Annotated in this window: 19 protein-coding genes; 17 read left to right on the top strand and 2 right to left on the bottom strand. The window is 43.2% G+C overall.

Translation table 11 applies throughout. The annotated features are described in order from the left end of the window. Window positions 1-46 precede the first annotated feature (46 nt). Complete coding sequence (locus D9X91_RS06565; protein ID WP_121679780.1) at window positions 47-424, top strand: thiol-disulfide oxidoreductase DCC family protein; 378 nt, start codon at window positions 47-49, stop codon at window positions 422-424. Window positions 425-1148: 724 nt separating this feature from the next. Next, window positions 1149-2429, top strand: a complete 1281-nt coding sequence (gene egtB / locus D9X91_RS06560) for an ergothioneine biosynthesis protein EgtB (protein WP_121679779.1) — start codon at window positions 1149-1151, stop codon at window positions 2427-2429. A gap of 54 nt (window positions 2430-2483) precedes the next feature. Here egtB and D9X91_RS06555 read toward each other — a convergent pair whose 3' ends face one another. Then, window positions 2484-3152 carry a haloacid dehalogenase type II gene (locus D9X91_RS06555; protein WP_121679778.1) on the bottom strand — a complete coding sequence of 223 codons (669 nt, stop codon included), beginning with the start codon at window positions 3150-3152 and terminating at the stop codon, window positions 2484-2486. A 484-nt stretch (window positions 3153-3636) separates the two neighbouring features. On the opposite strand from D9X91_RS06555, the gene D9X91_RS06550 reads away from it, so the two are divergent. The 12 genes from D9X91_RS06550 to D9X91_RS06490 all read left to right on the top strand — a co-directional run bounded on the left by D9X91_RS06550 (window position 3637) and on the right by D9X91_RS06490 (window position 19610). Beyond that, window positions 3637-4833 carry an MGDG synthase family glycosyltransferase gene (locus D9X91_RS06550; protein ID WP_158598251.1) on the top strand — a complete coding sequence of 399 codons (1197 nt, stop codon included), beginning with the start codon at window positions 3637-3639 and terminating at the stop codon, window positions 4831-4833. 635 nt (window positions 4834-5468) lie between these two features. Then, complete coding sequence (locus D9X91_RS06540) at window positions 5469-9155, top strand: EAL domain-containing protein (RefSeq protein WP_121679775.1); 3687 nt, start codon at window positions 5469-5471, stop codon at window positions 9153-9155. Between the two features lie 189 nt (window positions 9156-9344). Further along, entirely contained in the window at window positions 9345-9920 is a 576-nt protein-coding gene (locus D9X91_RS06535; protein ID WP_121679774.1) for a class I SAM-dependent methyltransferase, read from the top strand. 155 nt (window positions 9921-10075) lie between these two features. Beyond that, a complete protein-coding gene (locus tag D9X91_RS06530) occupies window positions 10076-10774 on the top strand; it encodes a response regulator transcription factor (protein WP_233569713.1) in 699 nt (232 codons plus the stop codon). Window positions 10775-10852: 78 nt separating this feature from the next. Next, entirely contained in the window at window positions 10853-11236 is a 384-nt protein-coding gene (locus D9X91_RS06525; protein WP_121679773.1) for an OsmC family protein, read from the top strand. Between the two features lie 13 nt (window positions 11237-11249). Further along, window positions 11250-11864 (top strand): hypothetical protein, encoded by a 615-nt coding sequence (locus D9X91_RS06520; protein ID WP_121679772.1) that lies wholly within the window; start codon window positions 11250-11252, stop codon window positions 11862-11864. Beyond that, entirely contained in the window at window positions 11861-12448 is a 588-nt protein-coding gene (locus tag D9X91_RS06515) for a peroxiredoxin family protein (RefSeq protein WP_121679771.1), read from the top strand. Before D9X91_RS06520 ends, D9X91_RS06515 begins: the two co-directional genes overlap by 4 nt. Before the next feature lie 64 nt (window positions 12449-12512). Next, window positions 12513-13649 carry a trans-sulfuration enzyme family protein gene (locus D9X91_RS06510; RefSeq protein ID WP_121679770.1) on the top strand — a complete coding sequence of 379 codons (1137 nt, stop codon included), beginning with the start codon at window positions 12513-12515 and terminating at the stop codon, window positions 13647-13649. A 197-nt stretch (window positions 13650-13846) separates the two neighbouring features. After that, the gene (locus D9X91_RS06505) at window positions 13847-15310 is read left to right on the top strand and encodes a S41 family peptidase (RefSeq protein ID WP_121679769.1); all 1464 of its coding nucleotides are present in this window, start codon (window positions 13847-13849) and stop codon (window positions 15308-15310) included. A 150-nt stretch (window positions 15311-15460) separates the two neighbouring features. Beyond that, window positions 15461-16648, top strand: a complete 1188-nt coding sequence (locus D9X91_RS06500; protein WP_121679768.1) for a PDZ domain-containing protein — start codon at window positions 15461-15463, stop codon at window positions 16646-16648. Window positions 16649-17040: 392 nt separating this feature from the next. Then, window positions 17041-18273, top strand: coding sequence for an O-antigen ligase family protein (locus tag D9X91_RS06495; protein WP_121679767.1), 1233 nt, complete (start codon window positions 17041-17043; stop codon window positions 18271-18273). 140 nt (window positions 18274-18413) lie between these two features. Further along, entirely contained in the window at window positions 18414-19610 is a 1197-nt protein-coding gene (locus D9X91_RS06490) for a MalY/PatB family protein (RefSeq protein WP_121679766.1), read from the top strand. Window positions 19611-19676: 66 nt separating this feature from the next. On the opposite strand, the gene D9X91_RS06485 is transcribed toward D9X91_RS06490, so the two are convergent. Next, a complete protein-coding gene (locus tag D9X91_RS06485) occupies window positions 19677-20795 on the bottom strand; it encodes an S-layer homology domain-containing protein (protein ID WP_121679765.1) in 1119 nt (372 codons plus the stop codon). Window positions 20796-20992: 197 nt separating this feature from the next. On the opposite strand from D9X91_RS06485, the gene D9X91_RS06480 reads away from it, so the two are divergent. The 3 genes from D9X91_RS06480 to D9X91_RS06475 all read left to right on the top strand — a co-directional run bounded on the left by D9X91_RS06480 (window position 20993) and on the right by D9X91_RS06475 (window position 23994). Next, window positions 20993-22465 carry an MFS transporter gene (locus D9X91_RS06480; protein ID WP_233569712.1) on the top strand — a complete coding sequence of 491 codons (1473 nt, stop codon included), beginning with the start codon at window positions 20993-20995 and terminating at the stop codon, window positions 22463-22465. 127 nt (window positions 22466-22592) lie between these two features. Further along, on the top strand, window positions 22593-22715 hold the full coding sequence (locus tag D9X91_RS22995) for a hypothetical protein (RefSeq protein WP_267900801.1): 123 nt from the start codon (window positions 22593-22595) through the stop codon (window positions 22713-22715). A 454-nt stretch (window positions 22716-23169) separates the two neighbouring features. Continuing rightward, entirely contained in the window at window positions 23170-23994 is an 825-nt protein-coding gene (locus D9X91_RS06475) for an undecaprenyl-diphosphate phosphatase (RefSeq protein ID WP_121679764.1), read from the top strand. Window positions 23995-24088 lie beyond the last annotated feature (94 nt).

Below are 24088 nucleotides of genomic sequence, written 5' to 3'. Positions count from 1 at the left end.
GGGAATGAAAACAGTGACAACTCTTTGCTTGAAAGGTGGAACAAACATGAAACGCCATAAAGTATTTTTCGATGCACAATGTCCGTTATGCTCCAATGCAAAAAAGATTTTGATGAAGCTGGACTGGGGTAACCGCATTGAATGGATCCCTGTGCAGTCCATTGAAAATACTAGCTATGCTTATTTGAAGGATCAAGGGCGAGATCTCTACGATGAAATTCATATGGTGACGGCGGATGGTCATGTTTTGGCAGGATTTCAGACAGTAAGGCGGATATTAAAAGCTTTGCCGCTGACATTTCCGATCAGCCTCCTGCTCTATCTCCCTTTCATGAATACCTTATTCAGTCCGTTGTACATGTGGGTTTCTAAAAATAGATATGACTGGTTCGGCCGCTATGATCGGCCGCTTGAAGAGTATTGAATAAAACTGTCCTGGATGGTGCTGAACAAGCACATCAGGGCAGTTTTTTTGTTTGTTTTTGGAAAACGATAAGTGGGATTTAAGCCACTATTTATTTGAGTGATTGAGAAATTGTTGGCTCTGATGGAGAAACCAGGATTTGTGATTGAGAAAATCCAATATGTGATGGAGAAAGTGTGATCAATGATGGAGAAAATGAAAGGTTTGATTGATAAAGCTTAATTTGAATACTGGATATGAATAATCAGCCTTAATTTTTACTTTCCTAAACAACATTTTCTTCAAAAAATTTGTTTTTTAACAGTTTCTCTATACAAAAAATCACCATTGCATAACTATTATGAAAAGCGACGGTGTTAATAGAGCCTAAATCAAAATTGCTGAGAGATGTTGGCAGGTTTAAAAGCTCTTCATTCAGGCTATTTACTTATCAAGGAGAAATGCGTGTGATGTTTGTTCTTTAGTAGAACTAAGCCTGCTTTCTCAAAGGTAATATTTTTCACATTTTTTTAAAATAATTCACTATTGGGGTTGATTGTAGCGGAAGGTGCGATACTCCGGAGGGAACAGCGGGCCAGGTGAGACCCCGCAGCGAAGCGGGGAGGCTCACGGCCCCCCCTCGGAAAGCGAGCATCCTGCAGCGGAAATCACCATAGCACACCATTCTATTAATATCAGCAAATTTTACAAAATAAGCAAGGACAAAAGATGAAGGAGGAAAACAATGAGTGTTCAAGATAAAGTAAGCAGCATAGCGGAAAGATACAAGAATATCAGATCCTTAACCGAAAAGATCGTTTACCCGCTTGAAACTGAGGACTACATGGTACAGGCCTCGCCTGATGCCAGCCCTCCGAAATGGCATCTTGCCCATACCACATGGTTTTTTGAAAAATTCATCTTGAAATCATATTTATCTCAGTATAAAGAGCTGAATCCTCATTTCGACTACTTATTCAATTCTTATTATGAAACTGTCGGCGCTTTCCATCCCCGTCATTCAAGGGGGAATCTTGCGCGTCCGACCGTGAAAGAGGTCATTTCCTACCGCCACCATGTCGATGAACATATGCAAAAGCTCATCGGACAAATGAATCCCGAAGAGCATACGGATCTTAAAGACTTGATCGAAATCGGCCTGAATCACGAGCAGCAGCATCAGGAGCTGTTATTGACAGATATCAAATTTAATTTCTCGCAGAATCCGATTCTGCCAACATTTATAAAAGATAAAGATAAAGAGAAAGACGAGACTGAAACGATCCCTTATCAAGAATCGACCACAGTGGAAATGGAAGGGGGGCTTGTGGAGATCGGACATTCTGGAGATGTCTTTGCTTTTGACAATGAAGGGCCGCGCCATAAAGTTTGGCTGAACCCTTATACCCTATCTTCACATCCCGTCATGAATGTTGAATTTATGGAGTTCATTGCAGATGGAGGGTATGAACGGCCAGAACTCTGGCTGTCTGAAGGATGGGAGCACGTACAAAAAGAAGGCTGGAATGCACCGCTTTATTGGAAGAAGCATGGCGACGAGTGGCATTATTTTACATTGACCGGTGAGCGGAAAGTGGAAAAATATGAACCTGTCTGCCATGTCAGCTTTTATGAAGCAGACGCATTTGCAAGATGGGCAGGCAAACGGCTGCCGACTGAAGCGGAGTGGGAGCATGCCTTTGAGCTGGTAAAAGTCGACGGGAACTTTTTAGAAAAAGAAATGATGCATCCAACCTGGGAGGACATTTCCATTCATGGACCGTTTAATAAAGTTTATGGCGATGTGTGGGAATGGACTTCGAGCGCCTATTCCCCATATCCGGGGAGCAAGCCTCTGGAAGGTGCTCTCGGCGAATATAATGCGAAGTTCATGTGCAATCAAATGGTACTGAAAGGTGGTTCGTGTGCAACCCCCATGTCGCATATGAGAGCCACCTACCGCAATTTCTTCCAGCCGGAAAAACGCTGGCAATTCAGCGGCTTTCGCTTGGCAGGCGATCTGTAGCAGTTGCCAATAACGAACGGCCCCTTCTTTAGAAGGGGCCGTTCGTTATATCTCTTACTTCCACTCCAAGATTCCGTTTAAATCTGAATAGATGCTGTCAGGCACAAGGTTCAATTCTTCTACCGGCAGGCCATTTCTATTGATCCATGCTGTATGGAAACCGAAGTTTTTCGCCCCGGAAATATCCCATCCGTTCGATGACATCAACAATACCTCGTCCCGTTTGACGTTCAACTTCTTTATCGCATGCATATAGGAAGCGGTGGTAGGCTTATACTGCTTCACATCATCGATGCTGATGACTTCATCCAAGAGAGGGCCCAGTCCGGATTGTTCGACTAGTGGATCGAGCATATCATGCGAACCATTGGAGAATATGGCCAATTTACGGTCTTTTAACCGGGAAAGGACATCCTCTATCTCAGGATAATGAGTGAGCTTCAAATATTCTTTCATCAATGCCTGCTCCGTTTGTTCGCTCCATTCTGCTCCCTGCTCGGCACATGCATATTTTAATGCACTCTTTGTAATTGTCATAAATGTTTCATAATTGCCCATCAGTTGTCTCAGGAATGAGTATTCAAGCTGCTTCCTCCTCCAGGTTTGACTGATCGCTTCGCCCTTGCCGGGGAAGAATTCATTGCATTTCTCAACAACCGAATGAACATCGAACAATGTCCCATACGCATCAAAAATAAAAGCCTTGATCGTTGAACCTTCCATGTTTGAACACCTCCATTATCAGGGTGACAGGCACCATCCATTTTCTGGATGGTGCCTGTCACCCTGTTTACATTTCTTACATACCCGATTATGATAGGGGGAAATCAAATGAATGTGTGGAAATTGATGAAGTTTAGTTTGAGATTTAATGGATAAAAATATTCATAGGATAGGGTTTAGAAGCAGGGAGGAATCATTCTTCATATTATTTTAATCTGATTTTCATATTCTCTTAACCCAAATCAGTTAAAAATCATAGTAGAATGAGGAATGAGCCTACTTTTGCTTAAATAAATCGCTAAGAATGTGAACCTTTTTTCTTTTTCATTCGTCAATAAAGTGTAATGGTTTTTCAATATAGAGAGTATGTTAAAATGGATAATATAGTAAAGTTACGATCAGCCTTTCATTCAGAATGGATGTAAAAGAGCGATATAGACAATACATTCCCAATGGCAAGTGGGGAATGACAGGAGATGGTGAAATGAAAAAAGTCTTATTTCTACCATTATTTCAGATGCAGTCCGGTCATCACCAAGTATCTGATACAATGATGAATTTATTAAAAAAGCGGAATCCGTCCGTTGAATATAAAAAAATCGAATTCTTTTCCTATATCAATCAGGGCTTTGGCGATCTTGTCACAAAGGGATATTTGACCTGGATCAATGATTTTCCAAAGGCATATGAATGGATTTATAAAAAAGCCGGCTATTCAGAAGATAAGAAAGACAAGCCCAAAAAAACGCTGGAGTTTTACTTTTTACGAAAAATGGAGAGGATGCTGGAAGAGGAAAAGCCTGATCTCATTGTCTGCACCCAGGCATTCTCCTCTTATTTGGTAAGCCGATTGAAAATGTATGGCCGCTGTCATATCCCTGCAGTCAATGTTTATACAGACTTCTTTGTCAATCATTTCTGGGGGAAAGAAGGCATCGATCTGCATTTCGTACCTACAGCTGAAGTGAAGGGCGAATTCATAGATCAATATGCGATTGACCCGAGCCGGGTAAAGGTAACCGGAATTCCCATTCATGAAGCATTTACAAAAGGACAGTGCAAAGCGGATGGACCGAAGAAGCAGGTGCTTGTTGCAGGAGGAAGCAGTGGGCTTGGGGATATCGTCAGCCTGATCCCTGAAACTGAAGATTCCATAACTTATCAGGTGCTTTGCGGCAGCAATAATAGACTTTATGAAGAATTAAAAGCATTGAACCTTCCGCATGTAAAGCCTTTGACGTATATTTCTTCTCGCTCTGAAATGAATGACTTGTATGATCAAGCGGATGCCATCATCACAAAGCCCGGAGGAGTGACGATGAGTGAGGTCCTGTATAAAAGCATTCCGACATTTGTCTACTCCTCGCTGCCAGGGCAGGAAACCATCAATTTGGAGTATTTAAAAGGAAATGGATTAGTGTTTCCATTGGAGAAGGATGTTCCGATCGAAGAGCAGCTGTTGAATATTCTAGACGATTCGCAGAAATTGGAGCGTTATGCCAAGGATGTTGAGCTGTATCATGCCACGAAAGAAATTGAGTCCCAAGAGGGAATCTATCAATCCATTGCCACTACAATGGAAGAGGTTCGCAATAAAAGCTACCGGTTTCAAACCGCATCCAGAACGACATGGCTGAAAGGCATTGGCAAATTCATAAAAGAAAAGATTCTTTATAATTAACTGTTTTAATAGCGTAACAGCAAAGACCGTAGAGAACTCGAAGTATTTCGGGTTGCACTGCGGTCTTTTTAGGCTCTTTTTGTTAGGTTCGATGTTACTCAAAAATAGAGTATAGTTGATTTCCACTGCAGGATGCTCGCTTTCCGAGGGGCCTCACACGAAGTGAGGTCGTTCGATGTTGGCACAGGACAGGGAAATCTTCGACAGCGACAGTCGCACGAAGAAAAATGCCTGGCATTTTTCGAGGACGTGCCGAACTTAATCGAACATCCGCCTAATTCCTCCCCGCTTCGCTGCGGGGTCTCACCTGGCCCGCTGTTCCCTCAGGAGTCTCGCACCTTCCGTTACAATCAACATCAAATCATAATAAGAAAAACAATTTTAAAAAACCATTATGTAACCATCTTATTCTTGAGCATGGATGCCAGTCAAAACACACGTTAAAAAAACTTCAATAGAGCTCCATAAAATACGAGCCAGTTCTGATTGAAATGATATTTATTGGAAAAATCTGATTTTTTATATGATAAACCTTTCAATTTGCTATAAAATAGAATTATGTTCGTCGATATTATGATTAAGGAGAGTCCTTTAACCACAACGAAAACATAACTTTTACAAAAGGTGTGAAGCACATGCAGGGGATGTTTTTTCAACATTTAGATCCGATGCTCCTTACATTGGCGATCGCGGTTTGTTTTGTGATTGGCACGTTGATAGTTCTATTCATTTATCGTTCCACCCATTCAGGACGGAACTCGATCAATCTATCCTTTCATGAGAAATTGGGAGCGAATCCCCCGCATCATTCAGGAAGTTTAGCAGATTTAACGCCGAATGCCATTGTGGTTTATCAACATGGGAAGCTTGTGTATGCAAACCCTGCAGCAGTGGCGGGTTTGGGTGCGTCGATTATGGAGGAAGTTTTGCACAAGTCATTGAGCGACTTCACCCACCCGAAAGATTATCAAAAATTTAAATCTCTTAAAGAAAAAGTCTCCGGCAAGAGTGATAAAGTTCAATTCGATATGAATATCACTGCACTTAGCGGAAGGGAGCTCTTCATCGAGGGAACCATTGCCCAAATTGATTATGCCGATGATCGTGCCTATCTAATCATTGCAAGGGATATAACGGAAAAGATGCAGCTGCAAAAAACATTAGTGGAAAATAAACAAAAGTATAAATCATTGTTCGAATACAATACAGATGCCGTCTATTCAATCGATATTAATGGAACATTTACAAGTGTAAATAATGCTTGTGAAACGATTTCCGGGTTTTCGAGAGAAGAGCTGCTGGCGAAATCGTTCACTGAAGTCATTAAGGAAGAATGCATTGATCGGTGTGTCCAGGCTTTTAAAAATTCGCTTAATGGGAAGGTAGATCAATTAGAAGCAGTCATCATTGGGAAAAATGGACAGGAAGTCATACTGGATGTGACCAGCTTGCCTATTGTTGTCGATGGACAGATTATTGGCATTTATGGAATTGGCAAGGATATTACCGAGCAGAAGGAAGCAGAACATTATATCGCTCATATGGCTTTTCATGATTCTTTGACCGGCCTCCCCAACCGTCGAATGCTTGTGAAACTGATGCTGCAGATCCTCAAGCAAGACGAACAGGCAAAGATGACCATATGCAGCATCGATTTGGATCGATTCAAGGTCATCAATGATACGATGGGGCATAGTATCGGTGATTTGCTGCTGCTGCATGTATCCGAAAGGTTAAAAAAATGCCTATCAGAAAACGATCAAGTCTTCAGGCTTGGCGGCGATGAATTTGTGGTGATGTTGATGGATAGTGATCGAGCTGGAATCTCAGCGATGGCCCAAAAATTAATGGAAGCGCTGAACAAACCTTTTAAGGTGGAGGAATATGATGTATACACGTCTCCCTCCATTGGGATCAGCACATATCCGGAGGATGGAGATACGGTTGAAGCTCTTTTGAAGCATGCTGATTTTGCGATGCATCATGCCAAGAAGGAAGGGAAAAATACGTATCGTTATTATTCCGCTATAGAAAAGAATGAATATCTAAATCCGATGAAATTGGAAATGGATTTACATAAGGCGGTAGAAAGAAATGAATTCGTCTTGCATTACCAGCCTAAGATCAATCTCAAATCAAGAAAAATCGAAGGTGTGGAAGCTTTGGTCCGCTGGAATCATCCAAAACTAGGATTGCTTCATCCCGCAAGCTTCATCTCGATTGCTGAAGAAACCGGCTTAATTTTGCCGATCGGAAAGTGGGTGCTCGACAATGCCTGTCAAGCGAACAAGGCTTGGCATGATCAGGGGTATTCGCATATCGTCATTTCCATCAATATTTCTGCTCGACAATTTTCTCAGACGAAAATAGTCGAAATGGTCAAGGAAGCATTGAAGGAGTCAGGACTTGAACCGAAATTCCTTGAAATGGAAATTACGGAGAGCATGACTTCCTGCATGAATCGGGCTGTGAAGGTCCTCAAAGAGCTAAAGGAATTGGGTATTTTGATCAGTGTGGATGATTTCGGGACAGGCTTCAGCTCCCTGAATTATTTAAAGGAGCTGCCGGTAGATTCGCTTAAAATCGATCGATCGTTTGTACGAGACCTTCAAACAAATCCACGAAATGAAACGATCGTGAAGACGATTATTTCAATGGCCCATAATCTTGGCCTGCAGGTGATTGCTGAAGGGATCGAATCAAGGGAACAGCTATTGTTTTTGCAGCAGCATCTTTGCGACTGCGGACAAGGTTATTTTTTCAGTGGGCCTATGTCCGGGGACGATTGGATCCTGAAGACCTGCGAAATTGAACAGAAAATGATTGATAAAGGACTATCCCAGGACCTCAATGAACGAAAATGGTATGAAGAAACATTGCGCCTTGCTAGGCTGGAACTGCAGGAAACAGTAAGGATGCAGCAGGGCATGACATTCAAATTCAAAAAGGAAAATGGAAGGTTCCTTCATACATTATGTGATGGAGAGCTGCTATATCGGCTGGGACTTACACCAGAAATGGTCATTGGAAAGGAACTCTATGATTTTATGCCCCATCAAATGACTCAGGAGAAACTAGAGCCTTATGAAAGGGCTTGGCAAGGGGAAGAAGATGTCACATATGAAGGTGAGGTCAATGGGGTAAACTATTTTGCTGCACTGAGCCCCATATGGCGGAATGGAAAAGTGGTTGAAGTCATCGCTTCCTGCGTAGATATTACTGAACGGAAGAACATTGAGAAGGCACTGATTAAAAGTGAAGAAAAATATCGTTTAATTGCTGAAAATATGACGGATATGATTGCTATGGTGGACGGCAGCGGAAAAATTGTCTATGCTTCACCATCCCATGAAGTCGTATTGGGAATCTCACCGGGTGAAATGGAAGGCGAGTGCGCTTTCGACCGCGTGCATCCTGGTGACATGGACAATGTAATCAATACCTTTAATGAAATCATTCAAGCGAAGGAATCGAGGCAAGCGGAATATCATTACCATCATCCTGCGGGGAATTGGCTATTGATCGAAGCGACGGGCATCCCGATTCTGGATGAGAATGAAGAACTGATCAATATCGTGACGGTTTCGAGGGACATCACCGATAAACGTCGTGCAGAGGAGCTGCTGTGGAAATCGGAGAAGCTATCGGTCGTAGGGGAGCTTGCAGCAGGGGTCGCCCATGAGATCAGGAATCCGATTACTTCGATCAAAGGATTCGTACAGCTTTTTCAACAGGGCTTGGTAAAAGATGAATACTTTGACGTCATCCTGGATGAATTCGACCGATTGGAGGAGATCATTAAAGAATTTCTTACATTGGCAAAACCACAAGCCGTTGAGCTCAAAGAAACGGATATGCATGTGCTCCTTGGGACTTTAGGCAAAATCATCGAATCGGAAGCACTATTGAAAAATGTCGACATCGAATTCTACGAATATGCATCGAATCCACGGGTTCTGTGTGATTCAAATCAAATCAAACAAGTATTTATCAATCTGCTGAAAAATAGCATCGATGCAATGCCAGACGGCGGAACCATCCAAATTACGACTTTTCATGATAAAGGGGAACTGGTCATTTCGGTCAAGGATACGGGAATCGGCATCAGCAAAGAACGGATTGACAGACTGGGAGAACCGTTCTATAGCAATAAGGAAAAAGGGACAGGGCTGGGGTTGATGGTCAGCTTTCGAATCATTAAAGAACATAATGGCACTATCCAAATCAAAAGTGAGCTGAACAAAGGAACAACGGTCGAAATCCGATTACCTGTCCACAAAAAACAAACGGTCGGATCCCAAAGCCTTGTGCACTTTCAGTGACAAGTGGAAGCATGAAGTTGATCGAAGCTGAAGGTGCGAGACCCGGGAGTGTCCACCGTCCTCCCCACAGAAAACGAGGATCCTACAGCGGATATCAACTTTTTGCCCCCGTGTTCCTAAGCTGATTTGTAGACGAAGATCATTAAAAATGATATACCTAAGGTGGTATATAAAAGGAGCTGATATGTAATGGGGGGTAAAGTATTCAATTATCAAAAAGCAGAGAAACTTCTTGATCCCAAAAGACAGGAATTAATTCCAATCGATCGTGTTCTCCAACTCTTGGATGTAAACAAAGAAGATATCGTATCTGATTTAGGCTGCGGCAACGGCTATTTGACATTGCCGATTGCGCAGAAAGTGAACACGAACGTTGTAGCCGTCGATCTTCAGGCCGAAATGCTGGAGTTGCTGGAGAAGCGCGCCATGGAAGCAAATGTTGGGAATGTCACTTTGGTCCAGGCGTCCCTTGAAAAAGCAGGTTTGGATCATCATTCTATGGACAAAATCGTTTCAGCCTTTGTTCTCCATGAAGTGCCTGAGCTTGAGAAAGTAATGTCGGACCTTCATAAGGCTCTTAAACCAAATGGAAAATGGCTCATTCTCGATTGGGAAGCAATCGAAATGGAAATGGGGCCACCGCTCCATGAACGGATTTCTTCTGGCAGGATGGCAGATCTTCTCGATGAAAAAGGCTTCCAAACCGAAGTCGGCTACTTTAACCAAGGTGTTTATTACATCGTCGCAGCAAAGAAGGAAGCATAACTTTTTTCGAAAGGCTGTACTCTCAAGGCAGTTCACTTCACACTTTGAGGTTGATTAAAGCGGAATTTCACGTGCAATTTAGCTGCAGCGTTTACGAAAATAGTCTTTAAATGGTTCTCTGCAAAGAGGACCAATTTTTATGAGTGGGTGATGTTTTGGAGATTCCCGTAATTAAATCGAAGACGATCCTTGTCATTGAAGAAGATTTCAACATTCGCGAGCTGATCAAATCGTATTTGCACAAGGAAGGGTACGAAGTCATTGAGGCGGAAAATGGAAAAGAGGGGAAGGAGCTTTTCTTGAAGTATGATCCCTGCTTTGTGATCTTGGACTTGATCCTCCCTTTCATCACTGGTGAAGAGGTGTGCAAATGGATCCGGAAAGATCTAAAAAGCAATGTACCGATTATCATTGTCACAGGAAAAATTGATGAGCAGGATAAAATTGGCGGCCTGAAGCTCGGGGCCGACGATTATATGACCAAGCCCTTCAGTCCACGCGAGCTGGTCATCAGGGTGGAAACGGTTCTGAGGAGGACGGCTGATCGCTGCCAGAAAATCAGTGTCAACGGCTTGGTGCTTAAACCTCAAAAGGGAGAAGTTGCCTTTGAGGGAACTGTTATTAAAGCAACGGCATTTGAATATAAAATTTTGCACTTGTTCATGATTCATCCAGGGCAGGTACTGACAAGAAGGCAGATGCTCGATGCCCTCTATACGAATAATGAACGGCATGTGACAGAACGGACGATAGATGTTCATGTCCGCCATTTACGAAAAAAGATCAATGAATGTACAAAAAAAGATATGATTGAAACGGTCCGTGGGATTGGCTATAAATTTGTCATCGTGTAAAATGTGGATATTTTCTCTCTGCTTAATACAATCTTAACAATTCCTATCTATGATGATGTCAAAAAGGAGTTGTATGAGATGAATTTCACATTGACGGATTACTTGGCAGCGGATCTGCCTTTCGGGGAACTTCGTGTTTCGCCAGATAATGCGAAAGGGTTCAGGCCGTTAGAAATGTTTGTTTCAGCCATGGCCGGATGCAGCAGCCATGTTTTGAAGAAAATTCTTGAAAAGAAACGGGTGGAATTTGGGGAAATCACGATAGCTGCAGATGTCGATCGTGATGCCGACCGCTCCAATCGTATAAAAAGGCTTGTACTCGATTTTTCCGTAAACTGTTCATCCAAGGATTTCACAAATGAACAAATAACCCAATTGGAAAAGCTGGTGCTTTCCAATTGTGGAATGCTTCAAACGATAACAGACAGTGCGGATGTACAATTATCGATAAAATTTTTATAGACAGGTGATGTTATTGACTTGGTACCATATTGGAGCTTTTTCCTTCCCTGCTTCATGGGTAGCGATTGCAGCTTCAAGTTTTATGACAATCGTTGTGCTTTATCTCCTAAAGGAGAAAAAAATCGCCGATCTGTATAGCAATGCCTTATTTCTTTGCTTTGTTGTGTGGAAGTTGAGCATCGTTTTATTCGAGTTCAGTATTTCAGTTTCCCATCCGATGTCCATTCTCTACTTTAATGGGGGTACGAAAGGATTCTTTCTCGGAATAGCCGTTGGAATGCTTTATTTGCTTAAAAAGATAAGGATTGATCATGAAGTTGACGCTCTCGGTATTGCCTGGGTCTTTCAAGGAGCCTCATTTGAGTTGCTTGTACAAGCCCTCAACGGATTCGATCTCATTCCGATGTGTGTCCAGCTTGCCGGGAACGCCTTGCTGGTGACTTTCATGATTAAAGCCAAAAAAGAGAAGAATCATTCATTTATCTTGCAGCTGCAAACGCTCTTTCTTCTGTTCCAAGGATTCATTGATTCTAACAAGGGGGCATTGCTGACACCAAGCTTATTTAGTTATTTGCTGCTTTATTTGTTAATGCTCATATTTTATTGGAAAAGGAGGTCAACAGAGTGAACAAACGAATTTTCTCCCTTTTGGTCGTCGGGCTCCTGATGGGAATTTTGGTTTTCAACCTGATCGATAAGACTTCCCAAAAAAGGAACTCGAATGAGCAGGGAATCGAATTGGCTGATGGACAAGGATCGGCTGACACAGGAGATTCAGGAGGATTGAAAAAAGGAAGTAAAGCTCCGGATTTTCGGTTGCAGACGATCGATGGGAAATTCGCCAATCTGTCTGACTTTAAAGGAAAGAAAGTCATCCTGAATTTCTGGGCGACCTGGTGTCCGCCATGCCAAGCGGAAATTCCACATATGGTCAAATTTTATAATGAAAAGGCAGAGAAGTTGAACTTTCAAATCGTAGCCGTCAACTTGACAAGTCTCGATAAAGGCCAGGATAAGGTCAAAAGCTTTGTGAAAGATTATCATATGCCATTTCCTGTCCTCCTAGATGCAAAAGGGGAAATCGGGAAGGAATACGGTGCCTTTGCCATCCCGACTTCTTATATTCTGGACGAAAAAGGCATCATCCAGGAAAAAATTGTCGGACCGATGGACGAAGAAATGATGCAGAAGCTTCTGACAAATCAACAATAACCTGTATAATGGAATCAGCCGTGCACTTAAGTGACAGGCACCAAAGTACAGGGGTGATGAATAGATGGATTTTTTTACGAAGTCCGTACATAGTTCGTTGAAGAGCAGGGAAGCAATCAAGAGTAAGTCGACGCCGATTTATCAAACGTCCGTGTTTTCGTTCGATTCCTTGGAAGAGCTGGAAGGCTTTTACGATGGAGATTCATCTTATCTGTATACGAGGACGGGCAATCCGAATACGGATGAATTGGGAATGGCAGTCGCCAAGTTGGAGGAAGCTCCGGCAGGTGTTGCTTCGTCATCAGGGTTATCGGCGATTTTGGCAGGTTTTCTATCGGTCGTGAAGAGCGGCGATCATATTGTCGCGGCAGATGATGTTTACGGGGGGACTTTTCATATATTGAATCATGAACTAAAGGAGCTCGGCATCGAGACGACCTTTGTTTCATTTGAACATGAAGAGGAAATCCGCTCAGCAATCAAGGAAAATACAAAGCTATTATTTTCTGAAAGCATCTCCAATCCTTTCCTCCGGGTGGAAAACATCCAGGCTCTTGTAAAGATTGGTCAGGAAAAAGGCATCAAGACGATGATCGACAATACTTTCGCGACGCCACTCCTTCTTCAGCCGTATAAGGAAGGGGTCAATCTTGTCGTCCACAGCGCTACGAAATATTTGGGTGGCCATAGCGACGTCTCATCCGGGGTGCTGACCGGGGATGAAGATCTTGTCCAAAAAGCAAGGGGAAAGATCGTGAATCTTGGGTCGAACTTAAGTCCGTTCGAGGCTTGGCTGACATGCCGCGGCATCAAAACGCTTGCCTTGAGGATGGAGCGCCAGTCGCACAATGCAGAAAGATTGGCATCCGCCCTGAAGGAGCACCGCGGCATCCAAACGGTGTATTACCCAGAGGCTGTCTCTCCTAAAGGCAAGGGAGCGGTCGTCACCGTCGAGCTTTCAGGCTCGGCCGATCACCATCGCTTCTTCAAGTCGCTTGGCTGGGTCAAAATCGTGCCTTCCCTTGCAGGTGTCGAAACGACAGTATCCTATCCGTTAGGCACATCGCATCGCGCCCTCTCGCCTGAAGCACTTGAAAAGCTGGGAATCAACGAAAGGGTCGTTCGGATTTCTGTGGGGATAGAAGATTCGGAGGATATCATCCACCAGTTTGAAACTGCCCTTGAGCAGTCGATGTCATGAACTTCTTGCCAACATCGATTCATAACTCGTCCAACCCAATCATATAGTGAAGTAACAACAACATCGCACCCGGAGCACGTGCGATGTTTTTTTGACACTTTACTGATGGCTATTTCGGAAGTCTCTGTTAAGAAGTCGAACAGAATCTTTTTAAAACAGCCTTACTAAACGACCGATATGGGTGAAGGAGGAACAGCATGAATCGAAAATGGCTTGTATTAACCATGATCGTTTGCCTGCTTATAGGAGCCGGCGGAGCATATGGGGGACTGAAGTGGGCAGGGTATGAAAAAGCGGGACCCCCGAATACTGCAGAAAAAAAGCAGAGTGGAGTGAATGAAGGGGGGGCGCATCCATCGACAGCGGAGTGGGCAAAGGTAGAAAAGGCCTACAATCTGATCATGGATAGGTATGTTCAAGCTGTCAATCCGGATCAGCTGATGGAAGGCGCGATCCAAGGGATGATCGACACGTTGAAAGACCCCTATTCGGTTTATATGGATGCGAAAACGGCTGCACAGTTCAACGATTCCTTGTCTTCTTCCTTTGAAGGGATCGGAGCGGAAATCACGGTGGAGGACGGAAAGCTGCTCATCATGTCCCCGTTTAAAAATTCACCGGCAGAAAAAGCAGGATTGAAGCCCAAGGACCAAATCATCAAAGTGAACGGAGAGTCGGTGGAGGGGCTGGACTTATATGAAGCCACCTCAAAAATAAGGGGGAAAAAGGGGACCAGTGTTTCATTGGAAGTGGTCCGCAGCGGCTTGGCTCAGCCATTGAAAGTGGAAGTGAAAAGAGAAGAAATACCGGTTGAAACCGTTCATTCCAATTTGAAAAAGGAAGCAGGAAAATCAATCGGGTATATAGATATTACATCTTTCTCAGAACATACCGCAGAGGATTTCATTGCCTCCTTAAAAAATCTTGAAAAGAAAAAAATCCACGGTTTGATCATTGATGTGCGCGGAAATCCAGGGGGTCTACTTTCCAGTGTTGAGGCGATCCTCAAGCAATTCGTGACGGATACGAAGCCTTATGTCCAAATTGAACAGCGCAACGGGGAAAAGCTTCGCTACTTCTCCACCTTGAAAAAAAGCAAGCCATATCCGATCGTCGTCCTTGTCGATAAAGGCAGCGCTTCCGCTTCTGAAATATTGGCCGGCGCCTTGAAAGAAGCGGAAGGATATACGCTCGTCGGGGAAAAAACATTCGGAAAGGGAACCGTTCAGCAAGCTGTTTCGATGGGCGATGGCAGCAACATCAAGTTGACGATGTTCAAATGGCTGACACCGAATGGAAACTGGATCCACCATAAAGGGATCGAACCAAATATCACTGTCCGGCAGCCGAGCTACTTCTCTACTCACCCACTTGAGGTAGAGGATGCATTGAAGCCTGATACGAACGGTGAGCAGGTGAAAAACGCACAGGAAATGCTGCAGGGACTTGGCTATGGACCTGGCAGGATCGATGGCTATTATAGTGAACAGACCGAAAAAGCAGTGAGTGCCTTCCAGCTGAGAAATCATCTGGAAGAAACGGGGATCATCGACCAGAAAACAGCAGACCTGCTGCAAAAGAAAATTACCGAAGCGATGAAAGATGATGATAATGACATCCAGATGCAGGCTGCCTTGAAGATCATCACCACGCCGAGATAGCAACTGATGGAGCCGTCCCGCAATAGCGGAACGGCTCTATTTTTTCTTTGCTTTTTTCTGAACAACCAATAGGTTTTAGGACGGTATTTTGGTAAAATAGAGATTAATATATTCGGAAATTGTTTTACATAGTTGAGGATGGTGATTGTAGTGGTACAAGATTGGATCATAGATGTTTTAAAAGGATTCGGCAAGTTTTTTCTCCATCCTATTTTTTATTACTCGATCATCCTGGCATTTGCTGCAGGGATGACACGGGTAAAAAGGGAACGCAAGGATTTTCACGTTCGTGTATATGATGTTTTCCACGAGCTCCGCTATGTTTTTCCTGTAAGTTTGCTGGTGGGGCTGATTTATTCGGTCATTTCGATTGGGACAGGCTTTGTGCTGCCATTTGCAGCAATTGTGGTGATTGCAGTGGCGACCATTCTTTTAAGTCTGCCGATGGGCTTCCGTCTGCTCTCGCCAGCTTATTCAATAGGGCTATCTTTCTTCTTCCTGCTGTTTGCCGGGTACTTTGGCTGGGATCTTCCGCTGCTTGATTTTGGAGCGATCGGACAAACATATTTAACGGGCATTGCACTCCTCCTGGGCTTCCTGCTTATTGCGGAAGGAATATTCGTCTATAAGAATGGTTCGCAAAACACTTCGCCAAGATTAAGAAAAAGCCCTCGCGGATTGACTGTCGGCGCCCATCAAGCGAGACGTCTATGGGTGGTGCCGCTGTTTGTGCTCGTACCAAGCGGTCCCTTGACAGCCCCATTCGAATGGTGGCCGGTCATTCACTGGGGGACGGAAACGTATTCAATCCTTCTTATCCCCTTTGTTGTCGGTTTTCAGCTCCGTGTGCAAAGTACGCTTCCAGCCATTGCAATCAAACAAATCGGCAGGAACGTGCTGTGGCTTGGGGGAATAGTCTTGTTAATTGCTGCTGGAGCATTGTGGTTACCGATGTTGGCGCTGATTGCTGCAGCAGCGGCATTGCTGGGCAGGGAGATCATCTCCTACAGGCATCGCATTCATGAACAAGGTCATCCTTTCTATTTTTCTCCGAAATCGACAGGTTTGACCGTTCTCGGTGTCCTTCCAGGCTCACCAGCTGACAAAATGGCCTTGCAGATCGGCGAAACAATCCAAAAAGTAAACGGCATCGAAGTCGCGGATGAACGGGAATTCTATGAGGCGCTGCAACTGAACCGCGCCCATTGCAAACTTGCCGTCCTGGATGTCAATGGACAGATCCGCTTCACACAGCGGGCCCTTTATGAAGGGGAACACCACGAACTAGGGATCCTTTTCATCGAGAAAAATCAAAGACGTGAAATTGATGCGGTGTAGTTTTTTTATCAACCTAAATAGGCAACCAAAAGAACAGGCATCTTTTGTTCTTTTGGTTGTCTTTTTGTATTTCCAATTATTACACAAAGGATTTTAATTCATTTTTAATAAAAACGTGATTCAATGTGTGGGAAACAATTATACGGGCCAGCTCAATTTTAAATGAAGGTAATAGAGGATCAGCTGGTTTAGGGAAGTTCGATTTGGGTAAAAGTTGTGTGGAACTTTTATTTCAACGTACATATCATGCGGATTGTAGATTCATCTATTAAACATATTCGTTTTTCTTGCCACTGAATAAAAACTCTCAAAAGGGTCCTTCTAAATGAGCGGGTTCCTTTTTTCATTTGGATAAAAAAATGGAATATTCCAAAAAGAATTGAGGTTAATGTATGCATCATATAAGAAACAATCTAAAAAGGTGGAATACATTTGAATCGGGGCTGGGTTTATGCTTCCTGCTCCCTCCGATCGGTGTAGGCCTCCTTTTAATAAAAGGATTGGCATCCGCCTTCAACTATACGAAGAGCAGTAAGAAATCTTTTTCCTTGATGCACCTGTACTTTATTTCGCTTGTATGCTCCAGCATGTTTGCTGCCATTCACTCTGCTGATGTAGTTCTGTTTGGTGCTGGAATTTTGAACCTTGGCTACTTTGGTATCTATCTGTCTCTCACTAAAAATAGAATGGAAATGAATATCGGTACGTACAAATGGATCATCATCATCGGGGGCATTTATAATTGTTTGATTGGCTGGGTGCTCGATGGAGTCTCAATCAATCCGGTCATTCGAATGTTAACAGGAACCGAGGTTTTTCAGGGAAGGTTAGTAGGAAGCTCTTATAATCCAAACTTTACAATGTATATTCTTTTGCTTGCACTTGCATTTATTTTAAGCGAACTTTTAACAAGTATTCGGGCGAGAAAATGGGCATATAGTGCATGGTATTGTGCAGGTATATTGGTGTTGGCGAAAGGAATGATCGATACTGGTTCACGCGCGGCGTTTATTACGATGATGATACTGTATGCCATTTTCCTGTTCCAGTTAAACAAAAAGTTATTTATTACGGGGTTTACATTGACTTTACTAAATATAAAATGGATTTTTGAAATTATGCCAAGGAGCGGCCTTATCGATAAATCCATCGGGGTCAGGACGGAGATCTGGGAAAACTCCATTGAATTAATTGGGCGTCATCCGCTCGTAGGTGTAACGCCATTTGGTTTTTATAAAGAATATGCGAATTCATTTCCATATTCAGGTAATACGATCATTCATCCACATAATTCTTTCATCGGTGTCTTTGCAGAATATGGAACGATCAGCGGTATGCTCTTTTTGCTATTGGTCGCGGTCATGGGAAAGAACATGATTACGATATTTTTTGCGAAGCAAAAGGAACGCCGCCTGTTTAATAGCTTTTTCCTTGGACTGCCCATCATATTGCTGACAGGAATCTTCGATGAGCCGTTCTTTTCACCGCAAATTGCAGTGCCAACCATCATGCTCGTGGCATATTGGAATAAGTATACGGAAGGAAGTTTGCAAACTGATTCAGTCCCTTCAATTGAAGAATACATAGACAGGAGATGGATCAGGAAAAAGAAAATCGGAGCATGATCTAGTCGGCTTAAAAAGGTACATCCGTTATAAGTAAATGAATCCCATTTTGATTTTCCCAAGTCCCGCGGCAGGAAAATATCGTATAATTATCCTTGGCATAAAAACATGAGACTGCTGAGATCAAGGGGGATATAAGGATGAATTGGGATGAATGTATTGAAAGAGCCAATACACATTCAGTGAAATGGTCGACAACAGAGGGAAATGTCATACCGATGTGCATTGCGGATATGGATTTTCAAGTATCCGATGCCATCATAAATGCCATTACACGCAAAGCCCAGCATGGCATTTATGGTTATACGACTTTTTGTGAACGATATTACCAATCTATTATTTCTTGGTGGAGCAGACGATTTGGGGTAGAGCTGCAAAGGGATTGGATCAACTTCAGCCCTGGGATCATTCCCGGCATCAATCTTTTACTATCTGTTTTAACAAAGCCTGGTGATGGAGTCATTATTCAGGATCCGGTCTACTATCCGTTTTACAGTACGATTGAAACCCATGATTGCACAATCTTAAAAAATCCATTGTTGTACAATGATGGGCGCTACGAGATTGATTTTGAAGATTTGGAGAAAAAAGCGGCTGATCCGCGGGCAAAAGTGCTTATACTATGCAGTCCCCATAATCCTGTGGGCAGAGTGTGGACGAAAGAGGAGCTGCATAGAATCGGCGATATTGCAGAAAAACATGATTTATGGATTATTTCTGATGAAATGCATGGGGATCTGGTTTATGAAGGGAATGAACATTTTCCGGTTTTTCAGGTTGCAGAAGGGCTGCTGCAAAGGAGCATTATTTGTGCTGCCCCCAGCAAAACCTTTAACATTGCTGGATTGCAGACCTCCATCTTGCTTATTCCCAATGAAAGTTTGAGAGAACAGTATAATAAAAAACTGACACAATTCGGAATGATGCGGCCGAATGTCTTTGGGGTAGAAGGCACGATTGCGGCCTATGAAGAAGGCGAGCCGTGGCTGCATGACCTCCTGTCCGTGCTGGAAGAAAATAAAAGAATGGTCCAAGTCTATTTAGAGAAACATATCCCTGAGATGAAGGCCATTCTTCCCCAGGCGACCCATCTGATTTGGATCGACTGCAGGGAGATCGGCTTGAAAGGGAAAGAGCTTCATCACTTCTTCTTAGAGGAAGCAAAGGTCAAATTCGACGAGGGATTCAAATTCGGAGGTAACGGGGAAGATTTCGTCCGGATGAATATAGCCTGTCCAAAGGAAAGAATACATGAGGCATTAAAAAGAATTCATCGGGCGGTTGCTGCAAATCGGGGAAAAGCCAGCAGCCTGCAAGAGCAGCCGATGCTCTTTTAATCTATTATTCACCTAAAAAACCGACTCTTTGAAAAGAGTCGGTTTTTATGTGAAGTTCGCATTCTATTATTTATCTGTCAATGCCATCGCTTCATTTGCTGCACTTTCTTCCTGATCATCATCCAATTCTACGTAGTAGACTTTCCAAGAACCGTCATCTGTCTTTTTCAAGTAAGCCGTGTTGGAGGCGTTAATATTGATTGACGTATGGCCATCAGGGAACGTCGTCGTGACCGTATATTGGAAGTCATTCACATGGACTTTAGCAAAGCGGTTATTCTTCGATAAAACCGTTAGATTGAAATCTTTTGTGACATCCACTTTGATGCTTCCGTTCTCTTCTTTGATGTAATCCAGTGCATCAAGGCCTTCCATGGAGGCTGCATATTGATAGTCTGTTGTTGTGTCAGTATAGAGATTTTGTAATTGCGCTTTGTCTCCATTGTTAATATATTCAATTTCATCTTTGTTCAATCGCTGTACGGCAGTTGTCAACGCTGCATCGTCGGGTAAATCCGATGTCTGCTGAAGCAGTGCTCGGTGGATCATGACTATTGCCTGTGCGCGAGTAGCGAAGTTGTGAGGTTTGAACAACTCACCATATCCTTTGACGATGCCATTTGCTGAGGTTTTATTGATCGCTTCATAGGCAAAGTTAGTGGACGGCACTACATCTTTGAATGCGAGGCCGCTGTCTTTAAATTCTATACTTGATTTAAAAGCACGGTAAATCATCGCTGCCACTTGATCTCGTTTGATTTTTTCACCAGGAGCAAATGATCCATCAAGCTTCCCGTTTACAATCCCTAAAGAACTAGCTGTCTGTACATAATCATAGTACCAGCTTGACGCTTTCACGTCTGGGAAGGATTTTCCGCTTCCTTCTAGTTTTAATCCAAGTGCATTCACGAGAATTTTAGTGAATTCTGCACGGGTGATCGTTGCTTCCGGCTGTATGTAAACAACGGAATATTCCTCTCCCGAATCCTCATCGATTTCATTCTCTATATGTCCATCGATGATGCCGGCATTAATGAAATCATCAAGTTCATCAAATGCCCAATAATCAAAATCAAGATCCTCCGGATAATATAAATCCAAAGATTTTTGCTCTGCAGACGCGTGCATGAGTGGTGTTAAGCTAAGTGCCAGTACGATTACCAGCAAGGAACGAAAAAATTTCAACCTAATTGACTCCCTTCAATATTTAAACATATGGATCAAATCCTTCCTAATTATCCTTGATTTTAAAATTAGTGTAAACGGATATTTATGGAAGATAAAGTGCCGGGAGCAAAGGTTATTTACGGTGTTTAATGACAATTGAGCAGGGTAGGAAAAACATATAAGACGGTTAACAAATTTATAAGGAGGGAAGAAACGTGTCTGAAAAGACGGATCATCCAAAAAGAAAAGGCTTGTTTCAAAAGAAGAAGCAGAAATTACATAAAGATGATATTACAGTGATTGATACGCAAACGGCTAAAAAGGCTGTTGTTGCGACTGGCTTGGGGAATGCGATGGAATGGTTTGATTTTGGGATCTATTCCTATCTTGCTGTGACCATCGGAAAGGTATTTTTCTCTGAATTGGATGGACCACTGCAGCTGGTTTATACGTTCGCCACATTTGCAGCGGCCTTCCTCGTCAGGCCGATCGGTGGGATGTTTTTCGGCATGCTAGGCGACCGGTTGGGAAGGAAAAAGGTGCTGGCAATTACATTGGTGATCATGGCGCTCAGCACACTGAGCATCGGATTGATTCCAAGCTATGCATCAATTGGCATGACTGCACCGATCTTGTTGTTGGTTGCCAGGCTTGTCCAAGGTTTTTCGACTGGTGGGGAGTATTCAGGAGCGATGACCTTCATTGCTGAATCGACCCCCGATAAAAAGCGGGGCACCTTGGCCAGTGGTTTGGAAGTAGGGACGTTGATCGGATACATTGCCGGTTCTGGTATCGTCACGCTGCTCACTTACATGCTTGGTTCGGACAAAATGATGGACTGGGGCTGGCGGATCCCATTCCTGATTGCAGCACCGATCGGGTTGATCGGTTTCTATTTAAGGAGTCATTTAGAAGAATCACCTGCCTTTGAAGCCATGGAAAAAACAAAGGAAGGGGAGAACAAACACGTGTCCATGAAGGACATATTGATCTATCATCGAAAACCCCTGTTGGTAGGGATGATCTTGGTTCTTTTCTATAACGTGGCAGACTATATGGTGCTCTCATACATGCCATCCCACTTGAGTGCTGTACTCGGCTATGGGGAAACGAAGGGTCTCCTGCTTATATTGATCGTCATGTTCATCATGATCCCGATTGTCCTGATGATGGGCCGTTTCAGTGATAGGATCGGTGCCAAACGAATCATCCAAGGCGGACTTGTTGGACTGATCCTTCTATCCATTCCTGCGTTCCTCATGATTGGCAGCGGCAATAATTGGCTAGTTTTTCTAGGATTGATCATCCTGGCTGTCTTCTTGGCATCCTTTCAAGGGACGATGCCAGCACTCCTTCCGTCCTTATTCTTTACGGATGTAAGGTATGGAGCATTGGCGATTACCTATAATATATCAGCATCACTATTTGGCGGAACGACGCCATTGGTGCTTGCCTGGCTCATCGATTTTACCGCGAACCGGATGATGCCTGCTTATTATCTCATCGTTGCTTGTCTGATCGGAATCGTGGTGGTTGCGATTTTTGTAAAAGAAACATCGGGTAAGCCGCTCCGTGGGTCCCCTCCAGCAGTCGAACATGAAAAGGAAATCGAGGGGGTATTAAAAGAATCTAGTGACTCATTGTGGTGGAAGGAAGAAAAAATGGAAATCGATGAACAAAAAGGTTAAAAGATAGAAACGACTTACGTTTCTATCTTTTTTTTGTTTAATCATTGAACAAGCGGGTATATATGAACTATAAGAAAAAACGAATCGAATAACCTATCAAAATAACAAACGAAAGGTGATGGAAAGAATGGATAATCAGAATAAAGCTACTGATCTCACGGTTGATTTCAAGGAAGTTGCCTGGATGGGTGCAGGTGTTTCGGTCATTTTAGGGCTTATGGAACTTGCGAATATTTTGTTGATCCATTAATGAGGGATAGAAGATTTTAGTCTTCTATTCTTTTTTTTGTTAGTGCCGCTGATACCCGGGGCCATCAACTGCAGGGGGAAATCCTATCTGCGGTTTTTTTTTTGGATACACTAGATAAAGGCTGCGGCGGAGCAGAGGCGTTTCCATCGTTTAGTTCGGTTTTGTATACCACCTCACAGCATCCCGGCTATGTTTTGGGATTGGAAGATGAGAGAATTCTCATTTAATTATCTCTATAATTTAATGAATTCATCTCCTTTTTTTATTATGGTATGAGAGAATACATTTGAAAAAATTTATCCGTTTTTGTCGAACCTGTTCTTCAGGTACTAATAATATTCGTTTTATAAGAGTGGAAGAAACCATTGAAAGTCTGGTATGATAAATGGTGTTTGAACAAAATTAAGGGATCATTCCCTTAACATAGATGTAGCTGTTGAAAAGGAGAGAGAAAATGAGTGATCTTTTAACGATTTTAAAATATGCATTCCTTGGCATCGTGCAAGGGATAACCGAGCCGCTGCCGATATCATCAAGCGGGCATCTGGTTATCATTGAGCATGTGCTGGGGCTGAAAATAAAAGGTTTGAGCTTCGAGGTGTTGATGAATTTCGCCTCTTTGATCGCCGTTTTGATTCTATTCCGTGATGAAGTGTTCCGCATCGTGGTTAATTCTTGGGAATATGTCAGACGAAGAACTCCTTCAGCCAAAGCGGATTTCAATCTTGCCGTTTATATTGTCCTTGGGACGATTCCTGTCGCTGTGCTTGGAGTCTTGTTTAAGGACCTCATTGAAAGCTATCTGAAGACATTGACCTTTATTGGAATCGCCTTGATCATTACCGGAATTGCTTTGTGGGTCATCAGGAACTTCAAGGGCAGCAAAAGCGAGGAGAATTTATCTTTCAAAGATGCCATGCTTGTCGGTGTTTCCCAGGCGATCGCATTGATCCCGGGCATCAGCCGTTCTGGAGCGACCATTGTAACTGCCCTTGGCCTAGGGATTGAAAGGGAAACGGCTTTCCGTTATTCGTTCCTTTTGTATATTCCTGTAAGTGTGGGTGGGATTGTCCTATCGATTTCCGATATGTTCCATGATCCGAAAATCCACCAGCTTCTTCTTCCTTATGCAGTGGCTTTCATCCTTTCATTGGTGATGTCCTTTTATGCGCTGCGCTGGTTCAAGGAAATTGTCATGAAGGGGAAATTGGGCTACTTTACTGTTTATTGCCTCGTAGTCGGGGTTGGTGTTGTGTTGTATTCGATGATAGCTGGCTGAGGCTGGTTATTTTAGAGCTGTTCCTCTTTTATGAGGAACGGCTTTTTTTGTTGGACTAGAGTATAGTTGATTTCCGAGGGGCGAGCGAAGAGCC

It is taken from the genome of Falsibacillus albus, from assembly GCF_003668575.1.
GTDB classification, from domain to species: domain Bacteria; phylum Bacillota; class Bacilli; order Bacillales; family DSM-25281; genus Falsibacillus; species Falsibacillus albus.
Note: the sequence above shows the minus strand (reverse complement) of the source record. Positions and strands in the feature narration are given on the sequence as shown.